Origin of the sequence: Flavobacterium aerium (genome assembly GCF_030766725.1) — a bacterium.
Taxonomy (GTDB): domain Bacteria; phylum Bacteroidota; class Bacteroidia; order Flavobacteriales; family Flavobacteriaceae; genus Flavobacterium; species Flavobacterium aerium.
In genome coordinates this window covers 79,208-93,330 of record NZ_JARQWR010000008.1, presented here as the reverse complement: position 1 = coordinate 93,330, position 14,123 = coordinate 79,208, and the positions used below count along the sequence as shown (strand labels likewise).

13 protein-coding genes are annotated in these 14,123 nt (G+C 34.2%); 7 read left to right on the top strand and 6 right to left on the bottom strand.

Features of this window, described 5'->3' with window-relative positions; genetic code table 11:
* The first annotated feature begins 13 nt into the window (after nucleotides 1–13).
* From P6733_RS12135 to groL, 4 genes are all read left to right on the top strand, one after another.
* On the top strand, nucleotides 14–904 hold the full coding sequence (locus P6733_RS12135; protein WP_306353168.1) for a tetratricopeptide repeat protein: 891 nt from the start codon (nucleotides 14–16) through the stop codon (nucleotides 902–904).
* A gap of 3 nt (nucleotides 905–907) precedes the next feature.
* A complete protein-coding gene (gene secG / locus P6733_RS12130) occupies nucleotides 908–1,279 on the top strand; it encodes a preprotein translocase subunit SecG (RefSeq protein WP_306353167.1) in 372 nt (123 codons plus the stop codon).
* Between the two features lie 139 nt (nucleotides 1,280–1,418).
* Entirely contained in the window at nucleotides 1,419–1,694 is a 276-nt protein-coding gene (locus P6733_RS12125) for a co-chaperone GroES (RefSeq protein ID WP_306353166.1), read from the top strand.
* A 76-nt stretch (nucleotides 1,695–1,770) separates the two neighbouring features.
* Nucleotides 1,771–3,402: a chaperonin GroEL gene (groL, locus tag P6733_RS12120; RefSeq protein ID WP_306353165.1), complete on the top strand. Its 1,632-nt coding sequence runs from the start codon at nucleotides 1,771–1,773 to the stop codon at nucleotides 3,400–3,402.
* A 178-nt stretch (nucleotides 3,403–3,580) separates the two neighbouring features.
* Here groL and P6733_RS12115 read toward each other — a convergent pair whose 3' ends face one another.
* The 6 genes from P6733_RS12115 to P6733_RS12090 all read right to left on the bottom strand — a co-directional run bounded on the left by P6733_RS12115 (nucleotide 3,581) and on the right by P6733_RS12090 (nucleotide 10,417).
* On the bottom strand, nucleotides 3,581–4,276 hold the full coding sequence (locus tag P6733_RS12115; protein ID WP_306353164.1) for a DedA family protein: 696 nt from the start codon (nucleotides 4,274–4,276) through the stop codon (nucleotides 3,581–3,583).
* Between the two features lie 14 nt (nucleotides 4,277–4,290).
* Nucleotides 4,291–5,532, bottom strand: coding sequence for a dicarboxylate/amino acid:cation symporter (locus P6733_RS12110; RefSeq protein WP_306353163.1), 1,242 nt, complete (start codon nucleotides 5,530–5,532; stop codon nucleotides 4,291–4,293).
* A gap of 292 nt (nucleotides 5,533–5,824) precedes the next feature.
* Nucleotides 5,825–7,168, bottom strand: a complete 1,344-nt coding sequence (locus P6733_RS12105; RefSeq protein WP_306353162.1) for a hypothetical protein — start codon at nucleotides 7,166–7,168, stop codon at nucleotides 5,825–5,827.
* A gap of 150 nt (nucleotides 7,169–7,318) precedes the next feature.
* On the bottom strand, nucleotides 7,319–7,657 hold the full coding sequence (locus tag P6733_RS12100) for a cation transporter (RefSeq protein ID WP_306353161.1): 339 nt from the start codon (nucleotides 7,655–7,657) through the stop codon (nucleotides 7,319–7,321).
* Nucleotides 7,658–7,681: 24 nt separating this feature from the next.
* A complete protein-coding gene (locus P6733_RS12095) occupies nucleotides 7,682–9,928 on the bottom strand; it encodes a TonB-dependent receptor (RefSeq protein WP_306353160.1) in 2,247 nt (748 codons plus the stop codon).
* A gap of 72 nt (nucleotides 9,929–10,000) precedes the next feature.
* The gene (locus P6733_RS12090; protein ID WP_306353159.1) at nucleotides 10,001–10,417 is read right to left on the bottom strand and encodes an HYC_CC_PP family protein; all 417 of its coding nucleotides are present in this window, start codon (nucleotides 10,415–10,417) and stop codon (nucleotides 10,001–10,003) included.
* Nucleotides 10,418–10,578: 161 nt separating this feature from the next.
* Here P6733_RS12090 and P6733_RS12085 point away from each other — a divergent pair, with 161 nt between their 5' ends.
* The 3 genes from P6733_RS12085 (at nucleotide 10,579) to P6733_RS12075 (ending at nucleotide 13,749) form a co-directional block, all read left to right on the top strand.
* Nucleotides 10,579–11,034 (top strand): GAF domain-containing protein, encoded by a 456-nt coding sequence (locus P6733_RS12085; RefSeq protein WP_306353158.1) that lies wholly within the window; start codon nucleotides 10,579–10,581, stop codon nucleotides 11,032–11,034.
* 151 nt (nucleotides 11,035–11,185) lie between these two features.
* Entirely contained in the window at nucleotides 11,186–11,455 is a 270-nt protein-coding gene (rpsO, locus tag P6733_RS12080) for a 30S ribosomal protein S15 (protein ID WP_306353157.1), read from the top strand.
* Between the two features lie 146 nt (nucleotides 11,456–11,601).
* Entirely contained in the window at nucleotides 11,602–13,749 is a 2,148-nt protein-coding gene (locus P6733_RS12075; RefSeq protein WP_306353156.1) for a polyribonucleotide nucleotidyltransferase, read from the top strand.
* Nucleotides 13,750–14,123: the final 374 nt, after the last annotated feature.

Genomic DNA, 14,123 nt, shown 5'->3' with positions numbered 1-14,123 from the left:
ATTTCCGAAAACCTTGAACTTAACTGATTTTACATACCTATTACATAAACCTGATGCTATCCATGATAAGCATACGCTCTCTTTGGAGAAAATTGTGGAAGAGTTTCCTTTTTTTCAAAGCGCAAGGGCTTTATATCTAAAAGGTTTATACAACCAGGATAGTTTCAAATACAATCAAATGCTTAAAACTACAGCGGCTCATACTACGGACCGAAGTATTTTATTTGATTTCATCACTTCTGATACTTTTACTACACTTCAAAATGATTTCCACGATGATCAGGAAGAAATGATTTTGGATATTAAAGTAATTGATCAAGAAGAAATAGCCCCTGAAATTGTTATTCCAGAACCAAAGGCTAACACTTTGGAGGAATCCATCAAGAATACAATTAAAGAAGCTACTAGTAGTATTGAAGAAAAAATAGTAGTTGAAGAACCTCAAAAAGACACTACAACCCTCGTTACTGAAAAACTCGAAATAGGTAAGCCATTAGATTTTTCAAGAGAAGAGAAACATTCTTTCCAAGAATGGTTGCAATTAGCGAATTTTAATCCAATTGACAGGGCAGAAAAAGATGCTCCAATAGAAAAAAAGGAGGTAATTGAAGAAATTGACGAGGAAAGACAGAAAAAAAATGAGTTGATTGACAAATTCATTGAAACCAGTCCAAAAATAATTACAAGCAAAACAACGCCTATAAACGTTATAGTTTCGGAACGTAGCAATGCTGATAATTCTTATCTAATGACTGAAACTTTAGCCAAAGTTTACTTGGAACAAAAAAAATATCAAAAAGCAATTCAAGCTTATGAAATATTAATTTTGAAATATCCAGAAAAAAGTACTTTCTTTGCAGACCGAATAGAAGATATTAAGACATTACAACAAAATAATAATTAAACAATGAGCACATTTTCAATTTTTTTAGTATTAATTACAATAGTTTGCTTTTTACTAATCGTAGTCATTATGGTACAAAACCCTAAAGGAGGAGGATTATCTTCAACTTTCGGAAGTTCACAAATGATGGGTGGTGTTCAAAAGACTACAGATTTCTTAGATAAAAGTACTTGGGCATTAGCTACATTATTAATTGTTTTGATCTTATTATCTAGTTTAAGTTTCTCAGGAAGTTTAAGTGATAATACTTCTAAAATCATTGATGAAAAAGCAATTCCTGCAGCTACAACAACAGCACCTGCAAACGGAGTACAACAACCTGCTGCAACAACGCCAGAAAAAGCACCTGCTGCAACAGAACAACCAGCAAAATAATCGCATTACATATATAGAAAATGCCAGCATGTCAGTGCTGGCATTTTTTTTTATAACCAATATTGGCAGTTTATGGGATTGGCATAATTTCTGAAACCTTAATTGCATCAAAATAACAATAATCTAAACATATACAATTATGGCATTAAACATTAAACCACTTTCAGATCGCGTTCTTGTAGAACCTGTTGCAGCTGAAACTCAAACAGCTTCTGGGATTTTCATTCCTGACACGGCAAAAGAAAAGCCTCAAAAAGGTACTGTTGTAGCTGTAGGAAATGGATCTAAAGACCATACTATGACTGTAAAAGTAGGCGATACTGTTTTATATGGTAAATATTCTGGAACAGATTTAAAATTTGAAGGTAAAGATTATCTTATCATGAGAGAAGATGACATCCTTGCGATCATCTAATCTTGCTCAACAAAATTAGTATTGAAATATTGAGGTCCATGATCTCGAAAAAAATTAATAGTTTAAAAAACATACCATGGCAAAAGAAATAAAATTTGACATAGAAGCACGTGATGGTTTAAAACGTGGAGTTGACGCATTGGCAAATGCAGTAAAAGTAACTTTAGGACCTAAAGGTCGTAATGTAATTATTGGAAAATCTTTTGGTGGACCAACAGTTACTAAAGATGGTGTTTCGGTAGCAAAAGAAATTGAGCTAAAAGACACTTTAGAAAACATGGGAGCTCAGATGGTTAAAGAAGTAGCTTCAAAAACTAATGATTTAGCAGGTGATGGTACAACAACAGCAACAGTTTTGGCTCAAGCAATCGTAAAAGAAGGTTTGAAAAACGTAGCAGCTGGTGCTAATCCAATGGATTTAAAAAGAGGAATTGACAAAGCTGTAGAAGCTATCGTTGCCGATTTAGCTAAACAAGCTAAAGAAGTAGGAAGCTCTACTGATAAAATAAAACAAATCGCTTCAATTTCAGCAAATAACGACGAAGTTATTGGTGAATTGATCGCTACTGCTTTTGGTAAAGTAGGAAAAGAAGGTGTTATCACTGTAGAAGAAGCAAAAGGTACGGATACATACGTTGACGTTGTAGAAGGTATGCAATTTGACAGAGGATATCTTTCTCCTTACTTCGTTACAAATTCAGAGAAAATGGAAGTTGAATTAGACAGTCCATATATCCTTTTGTACGACAAAAAAGTTTCTTCATTAAAAGATTTACTTCCAGTTCTTGAGCCAGTGGCACAATCTGGAAAACCTTTATTAATTATTGCTGAAGATGTTGATGGTGAAGCATTAGCTACATTAGTAGTAAACAAATTAAGAGGTTCATTAAAAATCGCTGCTGTTAAAGCTCCAGGTTTTGGTGATAGAAGAAAAGCAATGTTGGAAGATATCGCTATCTTAACAGGTGGTACTGTAATCGCTGAAGAAAGAGGTTATACATTAGAGAACACTACAATTGAAATGTTAGGTACTTGTAAAAGAGTTACTATTGACAAAGACAATACTACAATCGTAAGTGGTACAGGTGATGCTGACATGATTAAAAATCGTGTAAACCAAATTAAAGGTCAAATGGATTCTACAACATCTGACTACGATAGAGAAAAATTACAAGAGCGTTTAGCGAAATTAGCGGGTGGTGTTGCTGTACTTTATGTAGGGGCTGCATCGGAAGTTGAAATGAAAGAGAAAAAAGACCGTGTTGATGATGCTTTACACGCAACTAGAGCAGCTGTAGAAGAAGGAATCGTTGCTGGTGGTGGTGTTGCTTTATTAAGAGCTAAAAACGTTCTTAGCAGCCTAAAAGCTGATAATGCTGATGAAGCAACTGGAATCCAAATCGTTTCTAGAGCTGTTGAGTCTCCATTGAGAACTATTGTTGAAAATGCAGGTCTTGAAGGTTCTGTAGTAGTTGCTAAAGTTGCTGAAGGAAAAGGTGATTTTGGATACAATGCTAAAACTGACGAGTATGTTGACATGCTTAAAGCAGGTATTATCGATCCTAAGAAAGTAACTCGTGTTGCACTTGAAAATGCAGCTTCTGTTGCTGGAATGATCTTAACTACTGAATGTGCTTTAGTTGAAATCAAAGAAGAAAACGCTGGTGGCGGAATGCCAATGGGCGGAGGTATGCCAGGAATGATGTAATAAACCACATCTCTATATATTAAAAAAGGTTGTCTTAACGGACAACCTTTTTTTATGGGATAACATTACGAAACAGTAGCTCACCTTACAATGTATCTTTCCCTAAAACAGAAAACCCCAACTACTCTATTATAGACCAGTTGGGGTTTTATATTCTATTACTAAATAGAATTATATGTTATAGATTACTCTTGGTATCCTGTTCTTTTGGTTTTCTAAGAAACTTAACGATTACCGGAACTGTTGTAATCAATACAATGATAATGATAATGATTTCAATGTGTTTTTTCAAATCAATCTCATAGTTCGATAAGAAAAACCCATATAAATAATGCCCCGCCATAATCAAACTGAATGACCAAAGGATAGAGCTTAGGATATTATAGAACATGAATTTCTTTTTATCCATCAAAACAATCCCTGCAACAATCGGTGCAAAAGTTCTTAAAACGGGCAAGAAACGAGCAAAGACAATGGCTCTTCCTCCATATTTCTCAAAGAAATCTTTTGATTGAAATAGGTATTTCTTCTTGAACCAAAAACTCTCTTGTTTATTATACAGGTATTCACCGCTTTTCGCGCCAAACCAATATCCCACAATATTCCCTATGATTCCAGCTGTCGCAATAAGCGACGCTAATATTACAACATTTAAAAAATCGCTATCGACAACAAATAGTTGTTCAACTAATTCTTTACTATAAATTCCTGCCAAGAACAATAAACTATCGCCTGGCAAAAAGAACCCGGCAAACAATCCTGTTTCAGCAAATATGATAAAAAGCACTACGTACAACCCAATTCGCACCCCTCCTAATTCCATTGAAATATAGAATTCAGGATTTATAAGCTGCAACCAATCAAAATTATTCATCTACAAAAATTTAACTAATCTATACTTTCTTCTAATTTACCTTCCCACTTGCTTACAGCACTTGTCGCTAAAGCATTTCCTAAAACATTGGTCATACTTCTTGCCATATCACAGAAATGATCAATAGGCAAAATTAAAGCAATTCCCTCTGGTGGTATTCCAAACATTGCACAAGTCGCAACAATTACAATTAAAGATGCTCTAGGTACCCCTGCCACTCCTTTACTTGTAAGCATTAGAACCAGTAACATTAAAATTTGTTTTTCTAACGGCATATCAATCCCATATACTTGAGCAATAAAAATACTTGCAAAAGTCATGTACATCATACTTCCGTCTAGATTAAACGAATATCCTAATGGTAATGTAAATGAAACGATCTTACTATCACATCCAAAACGCTCTAACTCTTCTGTTAGTTTTGGAAAAACGGCCTCACTACTTGTAGTAGAAAAAGCAATTAACAATGGACTTTTAATTCTTCTCATTAAATCCCAAACACGGTTTCCTAATATCGAATATCCTACTGCCAACAGAATTATCCATAACACTATAATTCCGATACAGAATGACACTAAATATTTGGCATAAAATCCGAAGATTTCAAAACCATAATTTGCTACTGCTGCTGCTACTGCTCCTAGTACCCCTAATGGAGCTACCCACATCACATAACCTACCATTTTCAAAACGACATGCGACACCGCCTCTAGTGCTTTGATTAATGGTTTTCCTGCATTCCCTAAAGAAGACAAGGCGATTCCAAACAATATTGAAAATACTACAATCTGTAGGATTTCATTCGTTGCCATGGATTCGAATATACTTTTTGGAACGACGTGCGTTACAAATTGTTCTAATGAAAAGGATTGACTTGATTTTAAAAGATCATCGGCAGATCCTAAGTCTTCCATCTTAATACTCGTTGATACTCCAGGTTTTAACCAATTCACTAAAACCAAACCAACCATTAATGACATTAATGATGCTGACAAAAACCAGGCCATAGCTTTTCCGCCAACTCTACCTACCATTTTCATGTCACCCATTTTGGCAATTCCAACTACTAAAGTTGAAAAAACTAATGGGGCAATGATCATCTGAACAAGTCGAATAAAAACAGTACCTAATAGCTTTATGTTTTTAGCAAATTCGACTTTAACATCTTGATACTCATAATGTATAATTCCTCCTAATGCTACTCCTAACACTAATCCAATTATTATCGCAATAAACAGTTTATTGTTACTCTTCATTTATCTCTTTTTTAGGGTCGTGAAAGTAACTATTTTTTTCGTTATTTTAATGTTAAAACCGATAATTTTAGGAATAATCCAGCAAAACAGGGTGTTAAAATGAATTGTTTATTTAATTTTCAATCTCCTATTTAACATTCCATTTTATTAATAATCAAATTTATTAATACTCCACTAAGCATCGTCATAATTCAGATTATATTAATCCTAAGATTTGGTAAACATATTCATAAAAAAAACCGAAGCCTTCACTACACGTTTGTTTAATTATTATGGCATGACAAAAGGTCAATTAAAACGAAACCTGATATTGTGCCGTTACTGCTCCTTTATGTCCTGTTAAATCTCCACTTGTATTATAAATTGGTCTATTTTGATATGACACTGTAAATTTAGAAGTCTGTCCTGCCAATAGCCAGTTTACTCCTATATCATAAAAATTCATATCTTGATTTAAACGTTCATAATGCGCATGCTGCATAGCAACGTAAGGCATTAATGTTGTTTTCCCAATTAGATTATCTTTAAATTTATAACCTACTTGTGCATACAACACATTCCCTGTCCCGTAAGCTGGGAATCCATTTCCACCACCGTTTAAAATGGTTGGATCATTACTTCCGTTTGCAGGATTTAGCGGCGCTGTATTACGAATATAATTGGACCCAAAATCATAATGGGTGAAATTCCCATATACACTTACTGCTTCTCCTTTTGTTCCAATAGGTGCATCATAAAATATATCGGCAGACAAGTGTACCATATTAGAGTAAGTCGTATCATTTGCCATTTTTTGCCACATGGCATCTTTTTGATAGATAAATCCTGCTCCAATATTCAGTACATTTTTCTTGCCCAAATAGGTACCTGTTGCATAGGGCATCAAATTCGATTCTTGATCTTTAAATTGGTATTGAAAGTATCCATTGTATTGCATTTCTGGTGGTTTTGGAGAAAAGCTTGATCGCTCTCCTAACGTAGGAACATATCCCACTGTTTTTTGAATTGCCATAGGCTGTGCAATCGTTACACGGTAATCGAACTTGCCTAATTTACCTTTGGCATACACGGACAGTTTACGAACAAACTGATCACTAACATCATTTGTACTTTCTAAAAACAAAGCACCGTCCATTCCCATAAATGATCCTACCGAAGAAGATGAAAACCGAGAAAGACCCGCCCATCCTGTCAATCCAGCTCCAAGCGATATTTTCTCTTTGTCTAAGGCATATTCTCCTACTGCATCATGAAGAAAAAACCCTTGCTTACGATCTGAAATATTATTGAAGTTATTTTGTCCTACTTGAGAATAAATAAAAACACGATCGGCTATCTGACCATACATTTGAACTCTAAAACGACGAATCCCAATATCTGTTCCATTATTTTTGGGTTCTCCAAAAATAGTAGATCCTGGATTATACTGCATATCTCTAACCCATACCTGTGCGAGTATCGCAAATTTCAAATAATTTGATCCCTCTTCATTCAGAAAGATTTTTCGGTCTTTCCAAAATTCTTGTTTTGGTGGAGCTGTTTCTTCAATCTTTTTTAATTCTTGTGCTTCCATATTCTGAGACCATACTAATACTGTTAGTCCAAGAAAAACAAACACGGATTTAATCTTCTTCATTTTTTATATTTTAATTCAATTCAAATAGCATTCGTCACTCATGAATTGCGTAACGGGTACTTTACTGCGTATTTATAGATTGCATTATTTGCTTTCTAAAAAGCAAACAAACTCCTTACAGAAATCCATAAAGAGTTTGAATACATTCTATTATCTTTCATACAAACAACAATGATGTAATTTACTGTAGTCATCATCTGTAGCTTTAACATCATCAGCATCATGTCCTACTTTGGCAACAGCTTTCTTTACTGCTACTAAATCATTCTTTTGTTCATTTAAAATCACATGAAGTTTTTTGTCCTCTGGATTCCAAACTGCGGATTTCACTCCTGAAACACTAAAGGCTACTTTTTCAATTCTTTTCTTACAGAGTTCACAGTTTCCCTTTACCTCTACATCATACTTGGCATTTTTACTTTTTTCCTGTGCTTGAGCAGTAATCCCCATCACAGTAAACACGAGTATAAAAAACATTTTTTTCATCATTTCTCTATTTTTTAAAATTCTAAGTTATTTAATACTAAAGCGCAATCCGCCATAAAACATTCTACCAAAAATAGGCGCGTAAATCATCGAGCTATCAAAATAAGCACCAAAAGGATCATCACTTCCTACAATAGCATTGTCTTGTCTATAATTTGTAATATTCTCTGCTCCCACATATATTTCAAACTTGGATGAAAAAACATGAGTTACTTGAGCATTCATTAAAGAAAACGCACGAGAATATTCTGGTAATCGGTATTGGGTTGGATTGGATGCCGTAGTTGGTAGTTTTTGTTCTCCTAACCAATTATAGGTATAATCAAATCGCCACTGTTTTCCTTTGTCCGTCACAGGTGTCTCGTAGGCTAAATTAGCGAAAAATCGATGTTTTGCCTGTAATGGACTCTGATTTCTTCCACTTAGATAATCCGTTTGAATATCATAGTACTTATAGGCTGTTCTTAAATTCAGGCTTTTCAATACTTCATAATTGAATTCAAACTGAAAGCTATTGGCAAATGATTTTCCTTCCAGATTATGGAAGATTACTTGTTGAGGACTTTGGTATAAATCAACAACCGCTTGGTTTTGAAAATCGGTGCGGTAGAAATCTACTACCACTTCTGCATTTCTATTAAAAACAGAAAAACCTTGTGTGAAACTCAACCCGTAGTTCCAAGCTATTTCTGGATTTAACCCATAAATATTCCCATTCGTATTCAATATTTGAAAAGTACGAGAGGTGGAAAGTAGTGATTGATTTTCTGCAAAAATATTAGCACTTCGTTTTCCTCTTCCTACAGATGCTCTAATGACCGCTCTATCCCAAGGATTATAACGAGCATGTAATCTTGGTGTAATAAAGAATCCTAAACGATTATGATAGTCCATTCGACCACCAGCAATCAAACTAAAATCATCTGTATTATCGTAGGTATATTCAAAAAATGCGCCTACTGAATTATCTGTTCTTCCATAATCATTAACATTCAACATTTCATCATAATGGTCGTACATAAAGTTCAATCCTGTTGAAAATTTATGCAATGTATTCGAGATAATCGAATTGAAAATTATATTTGAAAATAAACTCTTATGATCGATATTGTACTGATTCAAACCAAAATAAGAATCTTGTTTATGGCTATTAAATGCTGCTTGAATCCCAATACTCTGATAGGGCATATCTGGAAATACATATCCTAATTTTGCGGAAGCATCTATTTTCTCTGTATTAATTTCAGATCCCCAATAATTGGTTGTCAACTTATCCCACTTCGGATCAAAATCCATTTGCCCAGATTGCTTTTCATCTTTCATATAACGAAAATTCAGAAAGCTTACCCATCCTTTTTCCGCATCGGTATATTGCCAACGGTTGAGTACATTAATTTGTTTGGCTAAAGGATTGTCTAAAAAACCATCATCATTCATGTCATTTTTTGACACTCTGGTGTTTCCGTGTAAAAACAAACTTGTACTCCATTTGTCATTTACTTTTTTATTGAAATGGGTATTCAACTCAAATCGGCTATCGGTAGAAGCATAGGCATTTAGAAAGAATGGAATATCATTTACTGGTTTAATTAATTCGGTATTGATTTGTCCCGAAATACTTTCATAACCATTGACAACTGAACCTGCTCCTTTTGTAATCTGAATACTTTCTACCCAAGTTCCTGGCGTAAAAGACAATCCATAGGCTTGAGAAGCGCCGCGAACGGAAGGAATATTTTCTTCTGCTATTAATATATAAGGGCTTGTAAGCCCTAACATTTTGATTTGTTTATTCCCTGTAATAGCATCTGAAAAATTCACATCAATAGATGGATTGGTCTCGAAACTTTCGGAAAGATTACAACATGCCGCTTTCAATAGTTCCTTGCTACTCAACGTCATTACATTGGCCACTTGTCTATAAGAGCGTTGTAAACTTTTACGTTTTTCTTCAATCACAACTTCATCCAGTGTATTATCAGGCTCTAACGTATGCTTTATAAAGGTTGGTGATGCTATAGTTATTGTTTCGGATTTCAGTCCAATAAACGTAATAACTATTGCGGTGTATTCTGATTTGTAGGGTAATAAAAATTCTCCTTTTTCATTGGTCTGTGTACCAATTGATGTTCCTAACCAATTGATATTGGCACCAAATAATGGTGTGTTTTTATTTGCTTCTGTCGCTTCATAAATTATACCTTTCAGCTCTTCCTGTGAAAAGGCATTTATAGAAAGCATCACAAATAGTATTACTATAATTTGTTTATGCATAATCTAAATTTAAATGTTCTCATTAGTAAAAATCACATGGTTAGTGATTAAACGATTATAAAAACATTCGAATCAAGCGTATAAAGTGTATTGGCAATATAGTTTAAATAGCGGAGGTGCATTTGCATCACAGTAATAATACTGAAGTTCAGTAGTCTGTAAGGGTACATACCCTAGTGCAGTCAAAGATTCCCATTCATCAAATCGGAATAAGTGATCTATGTTGAAAGAAAATGTTTTTACTATAACGGTATCCGTTTTATCGTGTAAATGAACAACTTTACTTTTACAGCAATCGGACTTGACATCGCTACTCTTACAACATTTTTGGTCTTTTGCCACTGGCATAGCGCAAGAATCATCCATAAAATAAACAGTCGAAACTGAGGCAATTTCTCCCCCACAATAATGCACATTAAATGCCAGCCCAATGTTTGACAACATCAGCATTGCAGTTAAAAAGAATAATGTACATTTTTTCAGGCTCATTTTATATAGGAAATGATTTCGGATACAAAAATATCTAAAACATCTGTTCTAGCAATGATTTAATTATAGCAAATAATGATAAAATTTTCAATTCGTATTTTAACATTTCTATATCATTCAAAAGAATCATAATTAAATACTTTTGTAAAAAGAAAAAAACAATGACTTTCGAAGAACTAAAACCAAAGGTAACCGATATACTTTCTCATACTCATACTTTAAGAGAAGAGAAGCTTTTGCAAATTTGTCACTTATTAAAGGACAATATTGACTATTATGACTGGGTCGGATTTTATTTCCGAAATGGTTCTAAGGAAGAATTATTATTAGGTCCTTATGCTGGTGCTCCTACAGACCATACTGTTATTCCATTTGGAAAAGGGATTTGCGGTCAAGTTGCAGTATCCAATCAGAACTTTGTAGTTCCCGATGTAGCAGCACAGGATAATTATATTGCTTGTAGCTTTACGGTTAAATCGGAAATTGTAATTCCATTGTTTGTCAATGGAGAAAATATCGGGCAAATAGATATCGATTCTAATGTAATAGATCCTTTCACAGAAATGGACGAACATTTCTTAGAATTTGTAAACAAAGAAATCGCAAAACATTTCTAGTATACTATAATAATAAGGAGGAAATAATAGCCTCCAATAAAACTTAAACTGAAATGTAATTTTTAGTTGTAGTTTTAAAAATAAATATTACCTTTGCGCCTTGATATAAAAGCTATATCATATACATAAGAATCATTAAAATAATATTGGCATGTATTTAACTAAAGAAGTTAAGGAAGAAATTTTCGCAAAACACGGTAAAGTAGCAACGAACACAGGTTCAGCTGAAGGGCAAATTGCACTTTTCACATTTAGAATCAATCACCTAACAGGACACTTGAAAAAAAATCGTCATGATTTCAACACAGAGCGTTCTCTAGTGATGTTGGTAGGTAAAAGAAGAAGCTTACTAGATTATCTAAAGAAAAAAGAGATTAACAGATACCGTGAGATTATCAAAGAATTAAACATCAGAAAATAATCACAAGAAAAGAGGTGCCCGCGCGCCTCTTTTTGTTTTTTATATATTAACAGAAAAAGTTTGGTTTTTCATTGGGTTTCGCACAACTACACACAACAACTACAACACAACTTGAAACCCATTGTTTAATCAAAAAATTACAACTTATGATTCCTAAAGTAACTAGAGAAATCATCGATTTGGGAGATGGACGAAGCATCTCAATCGAAACCGGTAAATTAGCCAAACAAGCCGACGGTTCAGTAGTAGTACAAATGGGCGATGCTATGTTGCTTGCCACAGTTGTATCTGCTCGTAAAGCGAGCCCAGGTATTGACTTTTTACCTTTAACTGTAGATTATCGTGAGAAATTTGCCGCTGCTGGACGTTTTCCAGGTGGTTTTTTCAAACGTGAAGCTAGACCAAGTGATAGTGAAGTCTTAACTATGAGATTAGTAGACCGTGTATTGCGTCCACTTTTCCCAGACGATTATCATGCGGAAACTCAAGTTATGATTCAATTAATGTCTCATGACGAAAACGTAATGCCAGATTCATTAGCTGGTTTAGCTGCTTCAGCTGCATTAGCACTTTCTGATATTCCTTTTTCTACACTAATTTCTGAAGTTCGTGTAGCAAGAATAGACGGTAAATTTATAATCAATCCAAGCAGAGAAGAATTAGAAAAATCTGACATCGACATGATGATCGGAGCATCTAAAGATTCTATCGCGATGGTAGAGGGTGAGATGAAAGAAATTTCAGAAAAAGAAATGGTTGAAGCCATTAAATTTGCTCACGATGCTATCAAAGTTCAAATTGCTGCTCAAGAAAGATTAAAAGCTGCTGTTGGGAAAGGCGAAATAAGAAGCTATGACGAAGAAAGAAATGACGACGCCATTTTAGCTAAAGTTCGCGAAGCTGCATACGATAAAGTATATGCAGTTGCAAAAGAAGGAACAGGAAAACAAGAAAGAACTGAAAAATTCTCTTTAATAAAGGATGAAGTAAAAGCATCATTTACAGAAGAAGAGTTGGCAGAAAATGAAGATCTTGTTAGCAAATACTTCTACAAAACACAAAAAGAAGCAGTTCGTAACGTTATCCTTGATTTAGGACTACGTCTTGACGGTAGAAAAACAACAGAAATCAGACCTATCTGGTGTGAAGTTGATTATTTACCTTCTGTACACGGATCTGCAATCTTTACAAGAGGAGAAACTCAAGCTTTAGCGACAGTAACATTAGGTACTTCTCGTGAAGCTAATGTAATTGACTCTCCTACTCAACAAGGTGAAGAGAAATTCTACTTACACTATAACTTCCCTCCTTTTTCTACTGGTGAAGCAAAACCACTAAGAGGAACATCAAGAAGAGAAGTTGGTCATGGTAACTTAGCACAACGTGCTTTGAAAAACATGATTCCAGCAGAAAACCCTTATACTATTCGTATTGTATCTGAAGTATTAGAATCTAACGGTTCGTCTTCAATGGCTACAGTATGTGCTGGAACATTAGCATTAATGGATGCAGGTGTACAAATCGTAAAACCAGTTTCTGGTATCGCAATGGGATTAATCTCAGATGATAAAACAGGAAGATGGGCTGTATTATCTGATATCTTAGGTGATGAAGATCACTTAGGAGACATGGACTTTAAAGTTACAGGTACTGCAGACGGAATTACAGCATGTCAAATGGACATCAAGATTGAAGGTTTAGCTTATGACATTATGGAAAAAGCTTTAGACCAAGCACGCGAAGGACGTTTACACATTTTAGGTAAATTGACTGAAGTTATTGCTACACCTAAAGTAACTGTAAAACCAAAGGCACCGAAAATTATTAAAATGGAAATTCCTAAGGAATTCATTGGAGCAATTATCGGACCTGGAGGTAAAAACATTCAAGCATTACAAGCTGATACTGAAACTACTATTGTTATTAATGAAGAAGGCAATTTTGGAATTATCGAAATCTTAGGTACTAAACCAGAAGGTATGGATAAAGCTATTGCTGCTATTCAAAACTCAATATTTGCTCCTGTTGAAGGTGAAACTTATACTGTAAAAGTAGTGAAGCTACTTGACTTTGGTGCAGTTGTAGAATTTGTACCAGGTAAAGAAACATTATTACACGTATCAGAAATTGATTGGAAACGCATTGAAGTTGTTGCCGATGTAATGAAAATTGGTGATGTGTTTGATGTGAAATACATGGGTATTGATCCTAAAACTAAAAAAGCAAAAGTGTCTAAAAAAGCTTTAATGCCTAGACCTCCTAGAGAGGAGAAAAAAGACGCTCCACAAGCTTAATTTACAAATTAAGGTTAATTCATAAAAAACCCCGCTTCATTCATTTGGAGCGGGGTTTTTAAGTATTATTCTCCAAAAATAAGATTAAAAAATTACAGTTTTCCCAATCAATCCAAACGCATTAAAACAAAATCTTAAAAAATGAATCAAATAATCTAAATATTCTTAATAATTCTTTCATTTTCGTTTTTTTTAACAAAAAAGATACTCCAAGATATCAAATAAACAAAAAAAGACTATTTTTATTAATCTTTAATTAACCCAAGATTAATAAAATAGCCCTACTGTTTTGAATCAACCAACCTTTATATATACCTTATTTAAGTATCCCTTAAAAACAAAGAATATACTGCTTCATGGATTAATCTTGCTAT